Source organism: Streptomyces sp. NPDC111628 (assembly GCF_055635195.1).
The window spans coordinates 139,076-161,034 of the sequence record NZ_JBVKBZ010000009.1 but is presented as its reverse complement, the minus strand read 5'-3'; the positions used below and the strand labels follow the sequence as shown (position 1 = coordinate 161,034).

5 protein-coding genes (1 of these 5 cut by a window edge) are annotated in these 21,959 nt (G+C 73.8%); 2 read left to right on the top strand and 3 right to left on the bottom strand.

Going from position 1 to position 21,959, the window contains the following annotated elements; genetic code table 11:
• Positions 1-7 precede the first annotated feature (7 nt).
• Positions 8-676, top strand: coding sequence for a two component system response regulator (gene absA2, locus ACZ7MF_RS38300; protein ID WP_109034853.1), 669 nt, complete (start codon positions 8-10; stop codon positions 674-676).
• On the opposite strand, the gene ACZ7MF_RS38295 is transcribed toward absA2, so the two are convergent.
• Genes ACZ7MF_RS38295 through hppD form a run of 3 tightly spaced genes read right to left on the bottom strand, consistent with a single transcriptional unit; the run spans position 666 to position 4,473 of the window.
• Entirely contained in the window at positions 666-2,000 is a 1,335-nt protein-coding gene (locus tag ACZ7MF_RS38295; protein ID WP_471482757.1) for an aminotransferase-like domain-containing protein, read from the bottom strand. The genes absA2 and ACZ7MF_RS38295 overlap by 11 nt on opposite strands.
• Positions 1,997-3,400, bottom strand: a complete 1,404-nt coding sequence (locus ACZ7MF_RS38290; RefSeq protein ID WP_471482755.1) for an alpha-hydroxy acid oxidase — start codon at positions 3,398-3,400, stop codon at positions 1,997-1,999. Before ACZ7MF_RS38290 ends, ACZ7MF_RS38295 begins: the two co-directional genes overlap by 4 nt.
• Positions 3,397-4,473 carry a 4-hydroxyphenylpyruvate dioxygenase gene (gene hppD, locus ACZ7MF_RS38285; protein ID WP_471482753.1) on the bottom strand — a complete coding sequence of 359 codons (1,077 nt, stop codon included), beginning with the start codon at positions 4,471-4,473 and terminating at the stop codon, positions 3,397-3,399. The genes ACZ7MF_RS38290 and hppD overlap by 4 nt, the downstream gene beginning before the upstream one ends.
• A gap of 306 nt (positions 4,474-4,779) precedes the next feature.
• Here hppD and ACZ7MF_RS38280 point away from each other — a divergent pair, with 306 nt between their 5' ends.
• Positions 4,780-21,959 carry the 5' portion of a non-ribosomal peptide synthase/polyketide synthase gene (locus ACZ7MF_RS38280; protein ID WP_471482751.1) on the top strand. It continues 4,975 nt past the right edge of the window, so 17,180 of the gene's 22,155 nt are visible here — the first part of the coding sequence; the start codon lies at positions 4,780-4,782; its stop codon lies beyond the right edge, outside the window.

Here is a 21,959-nt window from a genome sequence, read left to right as displayed (position 1 = left end):
GGATCGGATGATTCGCGTACTGCTCGCCGACGACGAGACCATCATCAGGGCCGGGGTTCGCTCCATCCTGACGACCGAGCCGGGCATCGAGGTGGTCGCCGAGGCGGCCGACGGGCGGGAGGCGGTCGAACTGGCCCGCAAGCACCGGCCCGACGTGGCCCTGCTCGACATCCGGATGCCGGAGATGGACGGCCTGACGGCCGCGGGTGAGATGCGGACCACCAACCCGGACACCGCGGTGGTCGTCCTCACCACCTTCGGCGAGGACCGGTACATCGAACGGGCCCTGGACCAGGGCGTGGCCGGGTTCCTGCTCAAGGCGTCCGACCCGCGGGACCTGATCTCCGGCGTACGGGCGGTGGCGTCCGGCGGCTCCTGCCTCTCCCCGCTGGTGGCGCGGCGGCTGATGACCGAACTCCGCCGGGCCCCCTCACCGCGCTCGGAGGTGTCGGGGGAGCGTACGACGCTGCTGACCAAGCGGGAGCAGGAGGTCCTCGGCATGCTGGGGGCGGGGCTGTCGAACGCGGAGATCGCGCAGCGGCTGCATCTGGTCGAGGGCACGATCAAGACGTATGTCAGCGCCATCTTCACCCAGTTGGAGGTCCGCAACCGGGTGCAGGCGGCGATCATCGCCTACGAGGCGGGGCTGGTGAAGGACAGCGACCTCAACCGTTAGACGTCGCGCGGTCCTTGACGAAGCGGGCCAGCCGCGTCGCCCCCTCGGCGGCGCGGTCGGTGGTGAGGTAGCTGCACGACAGCCGGATCTGCCGGTCGCCCGCGTCGTCCAGGTGGAAGTGGCGCATCGGCGTCCAGATGACGCCGTACTTCTCCGCGGAGACGTCCAGCGCGGCCTCGTCCGCCTCGAAGGGCACGTCGAGGGTCAGGAAGAACCCGCCGTCGGGGTCGTTCCACCGCACGCCGTCCGACTCCGGTGAACCTGGAGGCAGTTCGGCGGCGAGGGTGTCGCGCAGGCACCGCATCGTGGACTGGTAGTGGCGGGCCGAGGCCTCGTTCGCCGCCCGCAGTCCCCCGCCGTTCTGCAGCAGCAGTCCGGCGACCGCGGCCTGGCTCAGGGTGGGGGTGTTGACGGTGACCATGCTCTTGACCTTGGCCAGTTCGTGGGCGAGCAGACCGGGCGGCCGCCCGTCCGCGCCGGCCACGAGCTGGTCGGCGACGACGAAGCCGACGCGGGCGCCCGGGAAGGCGGTCTTCGCGAAGGAGCCGAGGTAGACGACGCGCCGTTCGGTGTCGAGGGACTTGAGGGTGGGGCGGCGCACCCGGCTGAACACCCCGTAGGGGTTGTCCTCCAGGAGGAGCAGGTCCAGCCGCGCGGCGGCGTCGAGCAGGGCGGTGCGGGCCTCGCGGCGCATGCTGACGCCGGTCGGGTTGGAGCAGTCGGGCACGACGTACAGGCACCTGGCGCGCCGGCCGCTCGCCTCGATCTCCCGGACGGTGCGTTCGAGCCCTTCCGGGCTCGGTCCGTCGGGGGTGCCGGGCACCGGTACCACGGGGATGTCCAGCAGGCCGGCCGCGCCGGTGATGCCGACGTAGGCGGGGCTGTCGACGAGGAGCACGTCGTCCGGTCCGGTGAACAGGGCGCGCAGGGTGAGCAGGACGGCCTCCTGGCAGCCGACCGTCACCACCACGGAGGCGGGGTCGACGGTCAGGTCCTCGTCCACCTCGAGCATGCGGGCGACGATGTCCCTGATCTGCCCGGCGGTCTCGCCGTACTGGTAGAGCGCGGTGCGGACGCGCTCCTCGGAGTGGCCGCGCTCGCGCAGGTGGTCGAGGTAGGTCTCGATGTACCCGGGGACGCGTGCGACGTCGAAGTCCCCCTCGTAGGGGCGCCCCGGGGCGAAGGAGATCGCCTGCGGGTAGCGGAGGGTCACCTCGTTGAGGAAGTTCATCGTGTCGAGCAGCGGGGCGGAGAGGCTGGGGTGCAGGGCGGTCCGCGCCAGGACGCCGTCCCGGTCCGTGCGCGCTGGGGTGGTGGTGGTCATCCGTGGCTCCTGTCTCGGTACGGCGCCGGGCGGGGCGCGATGTGCGGACCGTCGTGCGGCGGGGCGTCGTGCGGCGGGCCGTGGTGCGGCGGGGCCAGGGTGTCCGGGCCGATCGTGCCGGTCGCGGCGTGGCCGGTGAGCACCATCGTGTCGGCGAAGTCCTCGGTCAGCAGGGTGAGCATCCGGCGCACGCCCGCGGCGCCGCCGACCGCCAGCGCGTACAGCGCGGGCCGCCCGACCAGGACGGCACGGGCGCCGAGAGCCAGGGCGGCGAGGACGTCGGCGCCGGTGCGTACGCCGCCGTCGAGGAGGACCGGGCAGCGTCCGCGCACGGCGGACACCACCTCGGGCAGCGCCTCCAGGGTCGCCGGTGCGCCGTCGAGTTGGCGGCCGCCGTGGTTGGAGACGACGATGCCCGCGACGCCCGCCGCGACCGCGGCCTCGGCGTCCGCCGCGGTCAGCACGCCCTTGGCCAGCACCGGGAGGCCGCTCGCCGCGCCCAGGTCGGCCACGAAGGACCAGTCCAGGCGGCGGTCGAAGGCCAGCCTGCTGTGCGCACCGGGGCTCGCGCTGCCGGCCGCCGCCGTGCCGGTCAGGTTGGCCGGGGCGATGTGGGCGGGGACCGAGAAGCCGTTGCGCAGGTCGCGCAGCCGGCGGCCGGTGAACGGGGTGTCGACGGTGAGTACCAGCGCCTGGTAGCCGCTGTCGCGGGCCCTGCGGGCCAGGCCCAGGGTGGTCTCGTGGTCCCGGAAGCAGTACAGCTGGAGCCACAGCGGTGCGCCCGCCGCCTGGGCCACCTCTTCGAGGCTCCGGCTCGCGAAGGTGCTGACGACGAGCGGGAGTCCGAGCGCGCCGGCCGCCGCGGCGGTCGCCGGTTCGCCGCCGGGGTGGGCGAGTTCGTGGTAGGCCACCGGCGCGATGCCCACGGGCGCCGGCCACCGGGAGCCGAGTACCTCCACGGAGGTGTCCGGCTCCTCGATGCCGGGCAGCGCCCTGGGCCGCAGCCGTACGGCCCCGAAAACGGCCTCGTTGGCAGCGAGAGTCCGCTCCCGCCCAGCCCCGCCCGCGATGAAGTCCCACGTGGCCGCCGGTAGTTGCCCGCGCGCAAGCCGCGCGAAGTCGTCGAGCGCGAGCGGCTCCCGCACCTGGCCACCGCTGCCGCCCGCCGGGCTCCCGGCCGTCACGCGTGCCGGGGCCCCGGACCCCTCGGGCCCCACCGCCCCGGGCTCCGCGGGCGCCGCGTTCCCCGGCAGGGCGGGCGCCCGCTCCCCCGGTACCACCGCTTCCGGCTCCGCGGGCGCCACCGGCGCGGCGGGCCCGGGCTCGGCGGACCCCCGGGTCCCGGTCCCCGCGGACGCCGGGCTCCCGGCTTCCGCGGGGTGCCGGACGGTGGGGGTCATCGGTCGGCCACTTCCCGCTCTCGCTCGACGGCCTCGTACAGGGCCTTGATGTTGGAACTGCCGAAGCCGCGGGCGCCGTTGCGCTGGATGTACTCGTAGAAGAGGGTGCCGCGCGGGTAGGGCGAGCGGGTGAAGATCTGGAGCAGGTAGCCCCACTCGTCGCGGTCCGCGAGGACGTTGGTCTCGCGCAGGTCCTCGATGGCGTCGGCCATCGCGCCGACCCGATCGGTGAGCAGGTCGTAGTAGGCGCCCGGGGTGCGCAGGAAGGCCACGCCGCGGTTGCCGAGCGAGCGGACCGAGCCGACGATGTCGTCCACCAGGAAGGCCAGGTGCTGGACGCCCGGCCCGTCGTGGGCGCTCAGGAACTGGTCGATCTGGCCCGGCACCCGGGTGTCGTCCGGCTCGATGAGCGTGAAGGTGATGCCGCCGCCGGCGTTGCGCACGACGATGGAGTCCATCGCCTGCTCGCCCACCTCGATGTACTCGGAGGAGTAGTAGGGCATGTCGAAGGCCGCTTCGTAGAACTCGGCGGTGCTGCGCAGCGTGCCGGACTCCAGGCAGACGGCCACGTGGTCGAGGAGGGGCCGCGGCCCCGTGCGGCCCGTGGCGGCCGGGAGCAGCGCCCAGTCCCGGTCGGGCGGCAGCAGCCCCGCGCCGCCCCCGCCCCCCGCCGGGACCAGGGTGTGCCGGATGTCCCCGAAACCGGCGACGGTGGCGAACCACGCGTCCTGGCCCGCCCGGTGGGAGGGCGTCGGGGACTGCAGCACCTCGGCACCGGCGAGGACCGCGCGGTCGAAGCAGGAGCGCACGTCGTCGCAGCCGAAGGCGAGGTCGGCGATGGAGTCGCCGTGCCGCTCCACGTACCGGGCGACCGGGGTGTCCGGCGACAGCGCCTGGGTGACCACGAGCGTGACCTCACCGCTGCGCAGCACGGTGGACCGGCGGTCGTGGGTACCGGTGGCGGGGCCCGCCACCGCCAGGGGGACGAAACCGAGGCTGTCGACGAGGAAGCCGGACGCCTCCCGGTCGTCCGCGACGTACAGCTCGGCGTACGCGATGTCACTGGGCGGCATGGCGGCTCTCCAATGAATGAAGGGGAAAGGAGGGAGCGCTGAGGGAGCGCCCGCCGGGAAGAGGGAAGGGGTCCTCTCTTTCTCCGGCAGCAATGAGAAATGCGCGTGGCCACACTCTACAAATGACCCGTATAACCTCGCTATCGACTGGTTATCAAGGCTCCTACCTGCGGTTATCTGCTCGCATAAGTATATTGACCAGCTCGTCGCAGGCTTGCTAGCGTCCCAGTTCGCTCTCAATTGAATGCCGTCCGGTAAATGCCGCACGAGCACACATCTTGTTTGTTTTGCATTGTGAGGAGACAGGTGTCTGAGAACTCTTCGCTTCGGCACGGTCTGACGAGCGCGCAGCACGAGGTGTGGCTCGCCCAGCAGCTGGACCCGCGTGGCGCCCACTACCGGACCGGCTCCTGCCTGGAGATCGACGGACCGCTGGACCACGCGGTGCTGAGCGCGGCCCTGCGGCACACCGTGGCCGGGACGGAGACGCTCTGCTCGCGCTTCCTCACCGACGAGGAGGGCCGGCCGTACCGCGCGTACTGCCCGCCCGCGCCGGAGGGTTCGGACGCCGTCGAGGACCCGGACGGGGTGCCGTACACCCCCGTACTGCTGCGCCACATCGACCTCTCCGGGCACGAGGACCCCGAGGGCGAGGCCCAGCGGTGGATGGAGCGGGACCGCGCGACGCCGCTGCCCCTGGACCGGCCCGGTCTGAGCAGCCACGCGCTGTTCACGCTCGGCGGCGGACGGCACCTGTACTACCTGGGCGTCCACCACATCGTGATCGACGGCACCAGCATGGCCCTGTTCTACGAGCGGCTGGCCGAGGTGTACCGCGCGCTGCGGGACGGGCGTGCGGTGCCCGCGGCCGCCTTCGGGGACACGGACCGGATGGTCGCGGGCGAGGAGGCCTACCGCGCGTCGGCGCGGTACGAGCGGGACCGGGCCTACTGGACCGGCCTGTTCGCCGACCGCCCCGAGCCCGTCTCGCTCACCGGGCGCGGCGGCGGCCGGGTCCTCGCGCCGACCGTGACGAGCCTGGGCCTGCCCCCGGAGCGCACGGAGGTGCTCGGCCGGGCCGCCGAGGCGACCGGTGCGCACTGGGCCCGCGTGGTCATCGCCGGTGTGGCCGCCTTCCTGCACCGGACGACGGGCGCCCGGGACCTCGTGGTGTCGGTGCCGGTCACCGGGCGCTACGGCGCGAACGCCCGGATCACCCCCGGCATGGTCTCCAACCGGCTGCCGCTGCGGCTGGCGGTGCGCCCCGGCGAGAGTTTCGCGCGGGTGGTCGAGACCGTGTCCGAGGCGATGAGCGGCCTGCTGGCGCACAGCCGCTTCCGCGGCGAGGACCTCGACCGCGAGCTGGGCGGCGCGGGGGTGTCGGGGCCCACCGTCAACGTCATGCCGTACATCAGGCCGGTGGACTTCGGCGGCCCGGTCGGCCTGATGCGCAGCATCAGTTCGGGTCCGACGGACGACCTGAACATCGTGCTGACCGGCACCCCCGAGTCCGGCCTGCGCGTCGACTTCGAGGGCAACCCGCAGGTGTACGGCGCCCAGGACCTGACGGCGCTGCAGGAACGCTTCGTCCGGTTCCTGGCGGAGCTGGCGGCCGACCCCGCCGCCACGGTCGACGGAGTCGCCCTGCTGACGCCGGACGAGCGGGAGCGGGTCCTCGACGGCTGGAACGACACCGCCCACGAGGTCCCGGAGACCACGCTGCCCGAGCTGTTCGCCGCGCGGGCCGCCCGCACGCCCGGGCACGAGGCCCTGGTGTACGAGGGCACCTCGCTGACGTACGCCGAACTGGACGCCCGCGCCGAGCGGCTGGCCGGTGCGCTGGCGGCGCGGGGCGCGGGCCCGGAACGGTTCGTCGCGGTCGCCGTGGAGCGGTCCGCGGAGCTGGTGGTGGCGCTGCTCGCGGTGCTCAGGTCGGGTGCCGCGTACGTCCCCGTGGACCCCGGCTATCCGGCCGAGCGCATCGCGCACATCCTGCGGGACGCGGGCGCGATGCTCGTCCTGACCACCCGGGACACGGCGGAGCGGCTGCCCGCGGACGGCACGCCGCGGCTGCTGCTCGACGAGCCGGCCGCGGCGGGGCCGGCCGCCCCGCCCGTCACCGTCCCGCGGGCGGTGCCCGACCCCGGCCACCCCGCCTACGTCATCTACACCTCGGGGTCCACCGGCCGTCCCAAGGGCGTGGTGATCCCCCACCGGGCGATCGTCAATCGGCTGGCCTGGATGCAGGACACGTACGGCCTGGAGCCGTCCGACCGGGTGCTGCAGAAGACGCCGTCCGGCTTCGACGTGTCCGTGTGGGAGTTCTTCTGGCCGCTCGTCCAGGGCGCCACCCTGGTCGTGGCCCGGCCCGGGGGCCACACGGACCCGGCCTACCTGGCCGACACCGTCCGGCGCGAGGGCGTGACCACCCTGCACTTCGTGCCGTCGATGCTCGACGTGTTCCTGCGGGAGCCCGCCGCGGCCGCGCTGGGCGGTGCGACGCCGGTGCGGCGGGTGTTCTGCAGCGGCGAGGCGCTCCCGGCGGAGCTGCGGGCCCGCTTCCGGGCCGTGTCGGAGGTGCCGCTGCACAACCTGTACGGGCCCACCGAGGCCGCCGTCGACGTGACGTACTGGCCGTGCGCCGAGGACACCGGCGACGGACCGGTGCCGATCGGACGGCCGGTGTGGAACACCCGGATGTACGTGCTGGACGCCGCGCTGCGCCCGGTCCCGGCCGGGGCGCCCGGCGAGCTGTACATCGCCGGTGTGCAGCTCGCCCGCGGCTACCTGGGCCGCCCCGCGCTGAGCGCCGAGCGCTTCACCGCCGACCCGCACGGCGCGCCCGGCAGCCGGATGTACCGCACCGGCGACCTGGCGCGCTGGAACCACGACGGCAGCCTCGACTACCTCGGGCGCGCCGACCACCAGGTCAAGCTGCGCGGCTTCCGCATCGAACTCGGCGAGATCGAGGCCGCGCTCGTACGGCAGCCGGAGATCGCCCAGGCCGCCGTCGTCCTGCGCGAGGACCGCCCCGGCGACCAGCGCCTGGTCGCCTACACCGTGCCGGCGCGGAACCCGGACACACTCACGGACACCCCTGCGGACACCGGGACCCACCCCGGGCCGGACGGCACGGCGGCGAACGCCGGAGCGGACGCCGGGACGGGGACCGGGGCGCACCCCGGCCCGGACGGTGGTGTGCTCGCCGCGCGGCTGCGGGAGGTGCTGCCCGGGTACATGGTGCCCTCGGCCTTCGTCGGTCTGCCCCGGCTGCCCGTCACGCCGAACGGCAAGCTCGACCGGCGGGCCCTGCCCGCGCCCGCGGAGACCGCGCGTTCCGGCGGGCGGGCGCCGCGCACGCCGGGCGAGGAGCTGCTGTGCACGCTCTTCGCCGAGGTGCTCGGCGTGGCCGAGGTCGGTGTCGACGACAGCTTCTTCGACCTGGGCGGCCACTCGCTGCTCGCCACCCGGCTGATCAGCCGCATCCGTGCCACCGCCGGGGCGGAGGTGCCGATCCGGCGCGTCTTCGAGGCGCCGACCGTGGCGGAGCTGGCGCCCGCGCTGACGGACGGCGGGCGGGCCCGTGCCGCGGTCACCGCCCGGCCGCGCCCCGACCGCCTGCCGCTCTCCTTCGCGCAGCGGCGCCTGTGGTTCATCCACCAGTACGAGGGGCCCTCGCCGCTCTACAACATCCCGGCCGCGCTGCGGCTGGCGGGCCCGGTGGACGGCGCCGCGCTGTCCGCGGCCCTCGGCGACGTGGTGGCCCGGCACGAGAGCCTGCGCACCGTCTTCGCCGAGGACGCGCACGGCCCCCACCAGGTGATCCTGTCCGCCGAGCGGGCCGTGCCCCTGCTGGAGACGCTGGACAGCGCCCCGGAGCGGCTGGCCGCCGACCTCGCGCGCACCGCCCGGCACACCTTCGACCTGACCCGGGACGTACCGCTGCGGGCCACCCTGCTGCGGGTGGCGCCCGAGGAGCACGTGCTGCTCCTCGTCCTGCACCACATCGCGGGCGACGGCTGGTCGCTGGCGCCCCTCGCCCGTGACCTGGGCACCGCCTACGCCGCCCGGACCGCCGGCACGGCCCCCGACTGGGCGCCGCTGCCGGTGCAGTACGCCGACTACACGCTGTGGCAGCGTGACCTGCTCGGCGCCGACGGGGACGGCGCGGGCGCCGAGGACGGCGAGGACGGCGGTGAGGGTGCCCGGCAGCTCGCCCACTGGCGCGAGGCCCTGGCCGGGCTGCCGGAACGGCTGGAGCTGCCGAGCGACCGGCCGCGACCGGTGCGCCGCGACAACTCCGGCGCGCGCCTGGACGTCACCGTGCCCGCCGGGCTGCACCGCTCCCTGGCCGCGCTCGCCGCCGAGACGGGGACCAGCGTCTTCATGGTGCTCCAGGCCGCGCTGGCGGGGCTGCTGACGCGGCTCGGCGCGGGCGAGGACGTGCCGATCGGCTCGACCATCGCGGGCCGCACCGACGCCGCCGTGGAGAACCTGGTCGGCTTCTTCGTCAACACGCTGGTGCTGCGCACCGACACCGGCGGCGACCCGGCCTTCCGCGAGCTGCTCTCCCGCGTCCGCGAGCGCGACCTGGCCGCCTACGCCCACCAGGACGTGCCCTTCGAGCGGCTCGTCGAGGCGGTCAACCCGGACCGGGCCACCTCCCACCACCCGCTGTTCCAGGTGATGCTGACCTTCGACACCACCCAGCAGGACGCCCTCGGCGAGCTGGGCCGGCTGCCCGGGATCACGACGTCGCGGCTGCCCGTGCACACCGGACTGTCCCGGTTCGACCTCGTGTTCGCCTTCGACGAGCGGCGGGACGCCGCGGGCGGGCAGGCCGGTCTCGACCTCGCGGTGGAGTTCAGCACCGAGCTGTTCGACGCCGGCACCGCCCGCGCCCTCACCGAGCGGCTGCTGCGGCTGCTCACGCAGGTCGCCACCGACCCCGGCATGCGCCTGGGCGACCTCGACGTCCTCCTCCCCGGCGAGCAGCACGACCTGCTGGTGGCCGCCAACCGGCCCGGTACCGGACCCACTTCACCTGCGCCCGCTTCACCTGCGCCCACTTCCCCCGCGCCAGCCTCACCCGCGCCGGTGCCGGCCACGCTCCCCGGGCTGTTCGAGCGGCAGGCCGCCCGGCACCCGGACCGCACCGCGCTGACCTTCGAGGGCACCTCGCTGTCCTACGCCGAGCTGAACGCCCGCGCCAACCGCCTGGCCCGGCTGCTGACCGCCCGCGGGATCGGCCCCGACGCGCTGGTCGCCCTGGCCCTGCCGCGCTCCGTCGAACTGGTCGTGGCCCTGCTCGCGGTGGTCAAGTCGGGCGCCGCCTACGTGCCGCTCGACCCCGGATACCCCGCCGACCGGCTCGCCCACGCACTGTCCGACTCCGCGCCCGCGGCCCTGCTCACCGACCGCGCCACCGCCGGCCGGCTGCCCGCCCACGAGGTGCCCCGCATCGTCCTCGACGCCCCCACCGGGGCGGACGGCGGCACCACGGGCGGCGACCCGGCGGACGCGTTCCCCGCCACCGACCTGGCGCAGGGCGAGCGGGTCAGGCCGCTGGACCCGAGGGACACGGCGTACGTCATCTACACCTCCGGCTCGACGGGCCGCCCCAAGGGCGTGGCGGTGCCGCACGGCAACGTCGTACGGCTCTTCTCCGCCACCGCGCCCTGGTTCGGCTTCGACGAGCGCGACGTGTGGACGCTCTTCCACTCCTACGCCTTCGACTTCTCGGTGTGGGAGCTGTGGGGTCCGCTGCTGCACGGCGGCCGGCTCGTCGTCGTCCCGCACGACGTCACCCGGGACCCCGCCGCCTTCCTCTCCCTGCTCGCGCGCGAACGCGTCACCGTCCTCAACCAGACGCCGTCCGCCTTCCACCAGCTGGCCGCCGCCGATCGGGAGAACGGCGCGGAACTCGCCCTGCGCACCGTGGTGTTCGGCGGTGAGGCCCTGGACCTGTCCCGGCTGGCCGACTGGTACGAGCGGCACGCCGAGGACGCACCCGCCCTGGTCAACATGTACGGCATCACCGAGACCACGGTCCACGTCTCGCACTTCGCCCTGGACCGGGCCACCGCGGCCGCCGCCTCGGCGAGCACGATCGGCGTCAACATCCCCGACCTGCGGGTCTACGTCCTCGACGACCGGCTGCGCCCCACCGCTCCCGGCGTCACCGGCGAGATGTACGTGGCCGGTGCGGGCCTCGCCCGCGGCTACCTGGGCCGCCCGGCGCTGACCTCGGACCGTTTCCCCGCCGACCCGTACGCCGCCCTCTTCGGCGAGCGCGGCAGCCGTATGTACCGCACCGGCGACCTGGCCAGGCGCCGCACCGACGGCGGCCTGGACTACCTGGGCCGCGCCGACCAGCAGGTCAAGATCCGCGGTTTCCGCATCGAGCCCGGCGAGATCGAGGCCGTGCTCGCCGCCCACCCCGCCGTCGACGACGTGGCCGTGGTGGCGCGCGAGGACGTCCCGGGCGACCCGCGGCTCGTCGCGTACGTGGTGACCGGCTCCGGCGCGACGGCCCGCACGCTGCACGACCACGCGGCCGGGCACCTGCCCGACCACATGCTGCCGTCGGCGTTCGTCGCCCTGGACGTGCTGCCGCTGACGCCCAACGGCAAGCTCGACACCAAGGCGCTGCCCGCCCCCGCCCACGCGGGGCAGGTGACCGGACGCGCGCCGCGCGGCCCGCGCGAGGAGATCCTTTGCTCCCTGTTCGCCGAGGTGCTCGGGGTGCCCCGGCTGACCGTCGACGACAGCTTCTTCGACCTCGGCGGCCACTCCCTGCTCGCCACCCGGCTGGCCGGCCGCATCCGCAGCACCCTCGGCGTGGAGCTGTCCGTGCGGCGGCTGTTCGAGACCCCCACGGTCGCCGGGCTCTCCGCCGCCCTCGACGGCGCCGAACGGTCCGGCACCGGCCCGACGGCCGGTGAGCGCCCGGAGCGGCTGCCGCTGTCGTACGCCCAGCAGCGGCTGTGGTTCCTGCACCAGCTGGAGGGCCCCTCCCCCACGTACAACATCACCGGCGCGCTGCGGCTGACCGGTGACCTGGACCCCGGGGCGCTGCGCACGGCCTTCCAGGACGTCGTCACGCGCCACGAGAGCCTGCGGACCGTCTTCGCGGAGGACGGGCACGGCGCCCGGCAGACCGTGCTCGACGCCGCCGGTGTGCGCTTCGAACTGCCGGTCACCGACGTCACCGACATCACCGGGGACCGGCTGGACGAACGCCTCGAGGAGGCCGCCCGGCACTGCTTCGACCTGACGACCGACATCCCGGTGCGGGCGGAGCTGTTCCGGCTCGGCGCGCGGGAGCACGTCCTGCTGCTGATGGTCCACCACATCGCCGGTGACGGCTGGTCCCTCGGCCCGCTGATCCGCGACCTGGCCGCCGCCTACACGGCCCGCGCGGCCCGTCACGTCCCCGACTGGGCGCCGCTGCCCGTGCAGTACGCGGACTTCGCCCTGTGGCAGCGCGCCGCGCTCGGGGACGCCGCCGACGCCACCAGCCCGGCGGGACGGCAGCTCGCGCACTGGAAGGAGGCCCTGGCCGGGCTGCCCGACCGGCTCGAACTGCCCGCGGACCGCCCGCTGCCCGCCGTCGCCTCGCACCGCGGCGGCCGCGTGCCGCTCACCGTCCCCGCGCCCCTGCACCTCGGCGTGGCGGAGCTGGCCAGGGAGTCCCGCACCAGTGTCTTCATGGTGCTCCAGGCGGCGCTGGCAACCCTGCTGACCCGGATGGGCGCGGGCGAGGACGTCCCGCTCGGCACCCCGGTGGCGGGCCGCGGCGACGACGCCGTCGACCAGGTCGTCGGCTTCTTCGTCAACACCCTGGTCCTGCGCACCGACACCGGCGGCAACCCCACCTTCCGCGAACTCCTCGACCGGGTCCGCGACACCGACCTGACCGCCTACGACCATCAGGACCTGCCGTTCGAGCACCTGGTGGACGTCCTCTCCCCGACCAGGTCGCTCTCCCACAACCCGCTGTTCCAGGTGCTGCTGAGCCTGGACACCACCCAGCAGGACGCCCTGGCCGCGCTCTCCGCCACGGGCCTCGGCGTGCGGCTGCTGAACGTCGCCACCGGTGTCGCCAAGCTGGACCTGGCCCTGGAGATCGCCGAGCACCGCGACGCCGACGGCACCCCCGCCGGGCTGGTGGGCGCGGCCGAGTACAGCGCGGACCTCTTCGACGAGGGCACCGTCACGCTGCTGGTGGAACGGTTCCTGCGGCTGCTGGACGCGCTGGTCGCCGACCCGGCCCGGCGCATCGGCGACGTCGACGTGCTCGGCCCCCGGGAACGGGAGCGGGTCCTGGCCGAGTGGAACGACACCCCCCGCCGGCCGGTGGCGGGCACCTTCGCCGACCACGTCGCCCGGCACGCCGCCGAGCGCCCCGGCCACCCGGCGGTCGAGACGGCCGGCGCCGGGACACCCGACGGCGCGCTGACCTACGGGGAACTGAACGAGCGCGCCAACCGGCTGGCCCGTGCCCTCCTGGAACGGGGCGCGGGTCCCGAGCGGTTCGTGGCGGTCGCCCTGCCCCGCTCCGCCGACCTGGTCGTCTCGGCGCTCGCCGCCTTCAAGGCGGGCGCGGCCTACCTGCCGGTGGACCCCGCGCACCCCGCCGAACGGATCACCCACCTCGTCGGGGACGCGGCGCCCACCCTGATCGTCACCACGTCCGCCCTGGCCGCGGGCCTCCCGGAGACCGGTACGCCGGTCCTCCTGCTCGACACCCCTGAGACCGCCGCGACCCTCGCCGCACTCCCCGGCCAGGACGTCACCGACCCCGACCGGCCGGTACCGCTGCGCCCCGAGCACCCCGCGTACATGATCTACACCTCGGGAACGACCGGCCGCCCCAAGGGCGTCGTCGTCACCCACACCGGGCTGCCCGGCCTCCTGGACATCTTCACCCGCGACTGCGCGGCGGGCCCGGGCAGCAGGATCCTCCAGCACCTCTCCCCGAGCTTCGACGCCTCGTTCTGGGAGCTGGCGATGGGCCTGCTCACCGGGGCCACCCTGGTCGTGGCGCCGGGGGAGACCACGCCGGGACCGGAGCTGGCGGAGCTGGCGACCCGGCACGCGGCGACCCATCTGAGCCTGACCACGTCCGTCCTCGGGCTCCTGCCGCCGGGCTCGCTGCCCGACGGGCTGACCCTCGTCGTGGGCGCCGAGGCCATCCCGCCCGAGCTGGTGGAGCGCTGGTCGCCGGGCCGTACGATGCTGAACTCCTACGGTCCCACCGAGACCACGGTCTGCTCCACCATGAGCGGCCCGCTGTCCGGCCCCCTCGTCCCGCCCATCGGCTCCCCCGTCGCCAACAGCGCCGTCTACGTCCTGGACGCGGCGCTGCGTCCGGTCCCGCCCGGAGTGCCCGGCGAGCTGTACGCGGCCGGAGCGCATCTGGCCCGCGGCTACCACGACCGCCCCGCGCTGACCGCCGAACGGTTCGTGGCCAACCCCTTCGGCGAGCCCGGCAGCCGGCTCTACCGCACCGGCGACCTGGTCCGCTGGCGGCCCGACGGCCAGCTGGAGTACCTGGGACGCGCCGACACCCAGGTCAAGATCCGCGGCCTGCGGATCGAGCCCACCGAGATCGAGGCGGTCATCACCGAACGCCCGCACCTGGCGCGGGCGGCCGTGATCGTCCGCGAGGACCGGCCCGGCGACCGGCGGCTCGTCGCCTACGTCGTACCCGAGCCGGGCACCACCGTCGACACCGCCGAACTGCGCGCCGCACTGCGCGAGACCCTGCCCGACCACATGATCCCGACCGCGTTCGTGGTGCTGGACGCGCTGCCGCTGACCCTCAACGGCAAGCTGGACCGCAAGGCCCTGCCCGCCCCCGACTACTCCGCCCGCGCCTCGGGCCGGGCCGCCCGCGACCCGCGCGAGCGGCTGCTGACCGGGCTGTTCGGCGAGATCCTCGGCGTGGAGCCGGCCGGCGTCGACGACGGCTTCTTCGACCTGGGCGGGGACAGCATCCTCTCCATCCAGCTCGTCGCCCGCGCCCGCGCGGCGGGCCTGGTGCTGTCGGTGCGGGACGTCTTCGAACACCAGACGCCCGCGCTGCTCGCCCGGTCGGCCGCCGCCGCACCCGCCGGAGACCCCGCGGCGCGGGACTCCGACGTGCCCGCCGACGGCCCCGCGCCGCGCACCCCGATGATGGGCTGGTTCGCCGGTCTCGGCTCCGGCCTGGCCGCGTTCAACCAGTCACTGGTCCTGCGCGTGCCCGCCGCCCTCGACCCCGACGCGCTCGACACCGCCCTGCGGGCCGTGCTCGAGCGGCACGACGCGCTGCGCATGCGGGTGGCCGACGACTGGACCATCGAGATCCCGCCGCCGGGCTCGGTGACACCGGCCGACTGCCTGGTCCGCTTCGACGCCGTACGCCTCGACGAGTCCGCCGTGCGCTCGGCGGTCACCGAGCAGGCACGGGCGGCCCGCGACCGCCTGGCCCCGGCGGACGGCCGCATGCTCCAGGCCGTCTGGCTCGACCGGGGCGCCGACCGGGACGGGCTGCTCGTCCTGGTCGCCAACCACCTGGTCGTGGACGGCGTCACCTGGCGCATCCTGGTCCCCGACCTGGCGGCCGCCTACGCGGGCGAGACCCTCGCCCCGGTGGGCACCCCGTGGCGGCACTGGGCGCTGTCCCTCTCCGACCTGGCCGGGCAACCGCGGACCGAGGAGGAGCTGGACCACTGGCGCCAGGTCCTCGGCGACACCCCGCACACGCTCCGCCTGGACCCCGCACGGGACACCCACGCGACCGCGGGCGAGATCACCGCCGAACTCGACGCGGACACCACCGAGGCCCTGCTCACCTGGGTCCCCGGCGTCTGCCACGCCACGGTCAACGACGTGTTCCTGAGCACCTTCGCCCTGGCCGTCGCCGCCTGGCGCCGCGGACGCGGCGAGGCCCCCGAAACACCCGACGCCCCCGTCGTGCTCGACCTGGAGAGCCACGGCCGGCACGAGGAGGCCGTCCCGGGCGCCGAACTCAGTCGCACGGCCGGCTGGTTCACGTCGATGTACCCCGTCCGCCTCGCACCACCCGCCGTCTCTGCCACCGGCACCACCTCCGGGGACGGGTCGGCGCTCCGCGCGCTGAAGACCGTCAAGGAGCAGCTGCGCACCGTCCCCGGCGACGGCCTCGGCTACGGCCTGCTGCGCCACCTCAACCCCCGCACCCGGGACGCCCTCGCCGCGCTGCCCCTCCCCGAATTCGGCTTCAACTACCTCGGCCGGATCGGCCAGGAGGGCACCGACGAGGCCCCCTGGACCATCGAGGGCGGCGACGTCGCCGGTATCGACGGTGCCATGCCCCTGGCCCACCCCGTGGACGTGAACGCCGTCGCCCGGGAGACCGCCGACGGCACGCGGCTGCGCGCGAGCTGGACGTACTCCCGCACCGCGCTGGAGCCCGAGGACACCCAGCGGCTGGCCGACACCTGGTTCCGGCTGCTGCGCCGCCTCGTCGAGGAGGCCCGGCAGCCCGGCGCGGGCGGCCTCACCCCCTCCGACATCGCCCACCCTGCCCTCGCCCAGGACGAGATCGAGGACCTGGAACACACCGTCCCCGGCCTCCAGGACATCCTGCCCCTCGCCCCCCTCCAGGAGGGCTTCCTCTTCCTCAACCTGTACGACGAGAGCGCCCGCGACGTCTACGTCGGCCAGCTCGCCTTCGATCTGGAGGGCTCCTTCGACGCCACCCGGATGCGTGCGGCGTCCGGGGCCCTGCTGCGCCGCCACGCCAACCTGCGGGCCGGTTTCCGGCAGACGGCGTCCGGCGCGTGGGTGCAGGTGGTACCCGCCGAGCTCGAACCGGACTGGCGCGAGTACGACCTGACCGACCGCGCCGACGAGGCGGAGCGGGACGCGGAGGCCGGACGGCTGGCGACCGGGGACCGCGAACGCCGCTTCGACCTCACCAGCCCGCCGCTGATGCGTTTCACGGCGATCCGGCTGTCCGCCGACCGCGTCCGGCTGGTGATGACCAACCACCACATCCTGCTGGACGGCTGGTCCATGCCGCTGCTCTGGCAGGAACTGACCGAGCTGTACGTCTCCGGCGGCGACCCCGTGAGCCTCCCCCCGGTCCGTCCCTACCGCGACTACCTGGCCTGGCTCGACGCCCGCGACCGGGACGCCGCCCGCGACGCCTGGCAGCGGTCCCTGTCCGGACTCGACGAGGCCACCCTCCTCGCCCCGGACGCCGGCCCTGCCGAGGCGGCCCCGCTGAGCATCCCGTTCGGCCTGGACCGGGACGCCACGGCGGCCCTGTCCGCGTGGGCGCGGGGTCAGGGCGTGACCATGAACACGGTCGTCCAGGGCGCCTGGGCCCTCGCGCTGGCCCAGGCCACCGGACGCGACGACGTCGTCTTCGGCGCCACCGTCTCCGGCCGCCCGCCCGAGCTGCCCGGCGTCGAATCCATGATCGGCCTGTTCATCAACACCCTGCCCGTCCGCGCCCGCCTCGACCAGGCCGAACCCCTCGGCGACCTCTTCCGCCGCCTCCAAAGCGAACAGGCCCGCCTCCTGGACCACCAGTGGCCCGGACTCGCCGACATCCAGCACTGGGCCGGACACGGCGAACTCTTCGACACCGCCATGGTCTTCCAGAACTACCCGGTGAGCGCCGACACGACGAGCCGTCAGCTCGACGGACTGCGGGTGGCCGGTTTCGACGCGGTCGAGAGCACGGACTTCGCCGTCAACCTCGTCGCCCACACCCGCGACGACGCCCTGCGGCTGCGCCTCGACCACCGCGCGGACGCCTGCTCCGGCGACCTGGTCCGCTCGCTGGCGGACCGGATGCTGCGGGTCCTGCAAGCACTGGCCACCGACTCGGACCGTCCCGTGGCCCACCTGGACACCCTCGACCCGGCCACGCGGGAACGGGTCCTGGTGGAGTGGAACGGGGCCCCGACCGCGCTTCCCGGGACGCCGCTGCACGAACTGATCGCCGAGCAGGCCCGGTTGACGCCGAACGCCGTAGCGGTGGTGTGCGACGGCACCTCCCTGACCTACGCCGAGCTGGACGGACGCGCCAACCAACTCGCCCGGCACCTGCTGGAAGAGGGGCTGGGCGCGGAGGACTTCGTCGCGATCGCGCTGGCCAAGTCGCTGGACGCGGTGATCAGCATGCTGGCCGTGCTGAAGACCGGCGCGGCCTACCTGCCCATCGACCCCGACTACCCCGCCGAGCGCACCCACTACATGCTCGACGACGCCCGGCCCGCCCTGACCCTCACCGAGCCGGTACCCGTGGAGCGGTACGCCGGGCACTCCGTCGCGGCAGTCACGGATGCGGAGCGTCGTGGACCGTGGTCAGCGCGGCACGCGGCCTACATGATCTACACCTCCGGCTCCACCGGACGGCCCAAGGGCGTCGTCATCGAACACCACGCCCTGGCCACCTACCTCCACCGCGCCCGCAACACCTACAGCGCCATGACCGGCGCCACCGTCCTGCACTCCCCGCTCGCCTTCGACCTCACCATCACCGCCCTGTGGACACCCCTCACCGCCGGCGGGACCGTCCGTCTGACCAGTCTGGAGGAGGCTGAGGTCCAGCCCAGCCTGATCAAGGCCACCCCCAGCCACCTCCCCCTGCTCACCACACTCCCCGACACAGCATCCCCGACCCACACCCTCATCCTCGGCGGCGAAGCCCTCCACACCGACCACCTCGCCACCTGGCGGACCCAGCACCCCCACGTCCAGATCATCAACGCCTACGGCCCCACCGAATCCACCGTCAACATCACCGACCACCACGTAAGCGAAGACACCCCTGACGGCCCCGTCCCCATCGGACGGCCCTTCGCCAACACCCAGGTCTACGTCCTGGATTCGGCCCTGCGCCCCGTCGCCCCCGGCATCACGGGAGAGCTGTACCTCGCGGGAGAGCAGTTGGCGCGCGGCTACCTCGGCCGCCCCGCCCTCACCGCCGAACGCTTCACCGCCAACCCCCACAGCACCACACCCGGCACCCGCATGTACCGCACCGGCGACCTCGCCCACTGGAACCACCACGGCCACCTCACCTACGACGGACGAGCCGACCACCAAGTCAAACTCCGCGGCCACCGCATCGAACTGGGCGAGATCGAAGCCACCCTCACCGCACAGCCCGGCATCACCCAAGCCACCGTCCAACTCCGCGAAGACACCCCCGGCGACCAACGCCTCATCGCCTACCTGGTCACATCCACCGAATACGACGAGAACACCGTGCGGGACGCACTGACGAACGCCCTGCCCGACTACATGGTCCCCAGCGCACTCATCACCCTCGACGCCCTCCCCCTCACCCCCAACGGCAAACTCGACCGCACGGCTCTCCCCGCACCCGCCTACACGACCACCACCACCGGACGAACCCCCCGCACCCCCCGCGAAGAAATCCTCTGCACCCTCTTCGCCGAAGTCCTCGGCGTCGACCACGTCACCATCGACGACAACTTCTTCGACCTCGGCGGACACTCCCTCCTCGCCACCCGACTCGTCTCCCGCACCCGCACCGCACTCGGCGTCGAACTGTCCATCCGGCAGCTCTTCGAGGCGCCGACCGTCGCGGGTCTCGCCGAGGCCCTCGACGCGTCGGGCACCGTCCGTACCGCGCTCACCGCGAGGCCGCGTCCGGAGCGCGTCCCGCTGTCCTACGCCCAGCAACGCCTCTGGTTCCTCCACCAGCTCGAAGGACCGTCGGCGACCTACAACACCGTGCTCACGCTGCGGCTCGGCGGCACGGTCGACGTGGAGGCCCTGCGCGCGGCGATCGGTGACGTCGTCGCCCGGCACGAGAGCCTGCGGACGGTCTTCACCGAGGACGAGCGAGGCGCGTACCAGATCGTGCTGCCTGTGGAGGCCGCCTCGACGCCCTTCACCGTCGTCGACGTGGCCGAGGAGGAGATCGGCGACCGGCTCGACGAAGCCGTCGGCCACTGCTTCGACCTCGCGCAGGAACTTCCCGCGCGCACGTCGCTGTTCCGGGTGTCGGAGCAGGAGCACGTGCTGCTGCTCCTCATCCATCACATCGCCAGTGACGCCTGGTCCCGCGCCCCGTTGGCCCAGGACCTCACGGCCGCCTACGCGGCCCGCGTCCGCAGCGAGGCGCCCACCTGGGCCCCGCTCACCGTCCAGTACGCCGACTACGCGCTCTGGCAACAGGAGATCCTCGGCGACGACACCGACCCGGAAACCCTCGCGGGCCGCCAGCTCACCTACTGGCAGCAGCAGCTCGCCGGCCTGCCCGAACAGCTCGACCTCCCCACCGACCGGCCCCGACCAGCCGTCGCGGGGTACTCGGGGGACCGTGTTCCGTTCACCGTGCCGACGGAGCTGCACACGCGGCTGACGGAGCTGGCGCGCGCCACCAACACCAGTGCCTTCATGGTGATCCAGGCGGCGGTCGCCGTCCTGCTCACGCGTCTCGGCGCCGGTGAGGACATCCCGATCGGCACCCCCGTCGCCGGACGCACCGACGACGCCGCCGACGACCTGATCGGGCTCTTCATCAACACACTGGTCCTCCGCACGGACACGTCCGGTGATCCGACCTTCCGCCGGCTCCTCGACCGTGTGCGGGACACCGACCTGGCCGCCTACGCGCACCAGGACCTCCCCTTCGAGCGGCTGGTCGAGGCACTGAACCCGGCCCGCACGCTGTCCCATCACCCCCTCTTCCAGGTTCTGCTGACCTTCAACAACACGGACCACGAGGGCGCGCTGAAGGACATCTCCGAGCTTCCGGGGCTCACCGTCGCGCTCCGGGAGGTCCAGCGGACCTCGTCGAAGTTCGACCTCTCCTTCGGGTTCGCGGAGTCCTTCGACACGTCTCGCCGTCCACAAGGCATCGAAGCGGCGCTGGACTTCAGTACGGAACTGCTCGACCGACACTCCGCCCAGGCGATCGCGGACCGGTTCCTGCGGGTGCTGGAGGCCGTCACCACGGCCCCGGACCGGCCGATCGGTGCCGTCGACCTGATGGACGCGGTCGAGCGGGAGCGGGTGCTGGTGGAGTGGAACGGGGCCCCGACCGAGCTTCCCGGGACGCCGCTGCACGAACTGATCGCCGAGCAGGCCCGGTTGACGCCGGACGCCGTAGCGGTGGTGTGCGACGGCACCTCCCTGACCTACGCCGAGCTGGACCGGCGCGCCAACCAACTCGCCCGGCACCTGCTGGAAGAGGGGCTGGGCGCGGAGGACTTCGTCGCGATCGCGCTGGCCAAGTCGCTGGACGCGGTGATCAGCATGCTGGCCGTGGTGAAGACCGGCGCGGCCTACCTGCCCATCGACCCGGACTACCCCGCCGAGCGCATCGCCTACATCCGCGAGGACGCCCAGCCTGCCCTGACCCTCACCGAGCCGGTGGACCCCGCTGCGTATACGAGTCGTCCCGACGGTCCGCTCACGGATGCGGAGCGTCGTAGCCCCTGGTCAGCACGCCATGCCGCGTACATGATCTACACCTCCGGCTCCACCGGACGGCCCAAGGGCGTCGTCATCGAACACCACGCCCTGGCCACCTACCTCCACCGCGCCCGCAACACCTACTCCGCCATGACCGGCGCCACCGTCCTGCACTCGCCGCTGGCCTTCGACCTCACCATCACCGCCCTGTGGACGCCTTTGACAAGCGGCGGCACGGTCCACCTCACCAGCCTCGAAGAGTCGGACACCCAGCCCAGCCTGATCAAGGCCACCCCCAGCCACCTCCCCCTGCTCACCACACTCCCCGAGACGGCATCCCCCTCCCACACCCTCATCCTCGGCGGCGAAGCACTCCACACCGACCACCTCGCCACCTGGCGGACCCAGCACCCCCACGTCCAGATCATCAACGCCTACGGCCCCACCGAATCCACCGTCAACATCACCGACCACCACCTCGACGGCACGGAAGAAGGCCTCGTCCCCATCGGACGTCCCTTCGCCAACACCCAGGTCTACGTCCTGGATTCGGCCCTGCGCCCCGTCGCCCCCGGCGTCACAGGAGAGCTGTACCTGGCCGGTGAACAGTTGGCGCGCGGCTACCTCGGCCGCTCCGCCCTCACCGCCGAACGCTTCACCGCCAACCCCCACAGCACCACACCCGGCGCCCGCATGTACCGCACCGGCGACCTCGCCCACTGGAACCACCACGGCCACCTCACCTACGACGGACGAGCCGACCACCAGATCAAACTCCGCGGCCACCGCATCGAACCCGGCGAAATCGAAGCCACCCTCACCGCACAGCCCGGCATCACCCAAGCCACCGTCCAACTCCGCGAAGACACCCCCGGCGACCAACGCCTCATCGCCTACCTGGTCACATCCACCGAATACGACGAGAACACCGTGCGGGAATCGCTGGCTAGCGCCCTGCCCGACTACATGCGCCCCTCCGCCTACGTCACCCTCGACGCCCTCCCCCTCACCCCCAACGGCAAGCTCGACCGCGCCGCCCTCCCCGCACCCGC

Coding starts and splice junctions, on each gene's coding strand:
- hppD (WP_471482753.1), bottom strand. CDS start 4,473: ATGCCGCCCAGTGACATCGCGTACGCCGAGCTGTACGTCGCGGACGAC.
- ACZ7MF_RS38290 (WP_471482755.1), bottom strand. CDS start 3,400: ATGACCCCCACCGTCCGGCACCCCGCGGAAGCCGGGAGCCCGGCGTCC.
- absA2 (WP_109034853.1), top strand. CDS start 8: ATGATTCGCGTACTGCTCGCCGACGACGAGACCATCATCAGGGCCGGG.
- ACZ7MF_RS38295 (WP_471482757.1), bottom strand. CDS start 2,000: ATGACCACCACCACCCCAGCGCGCACGGACCGGGACGGCGTCCTGGCG.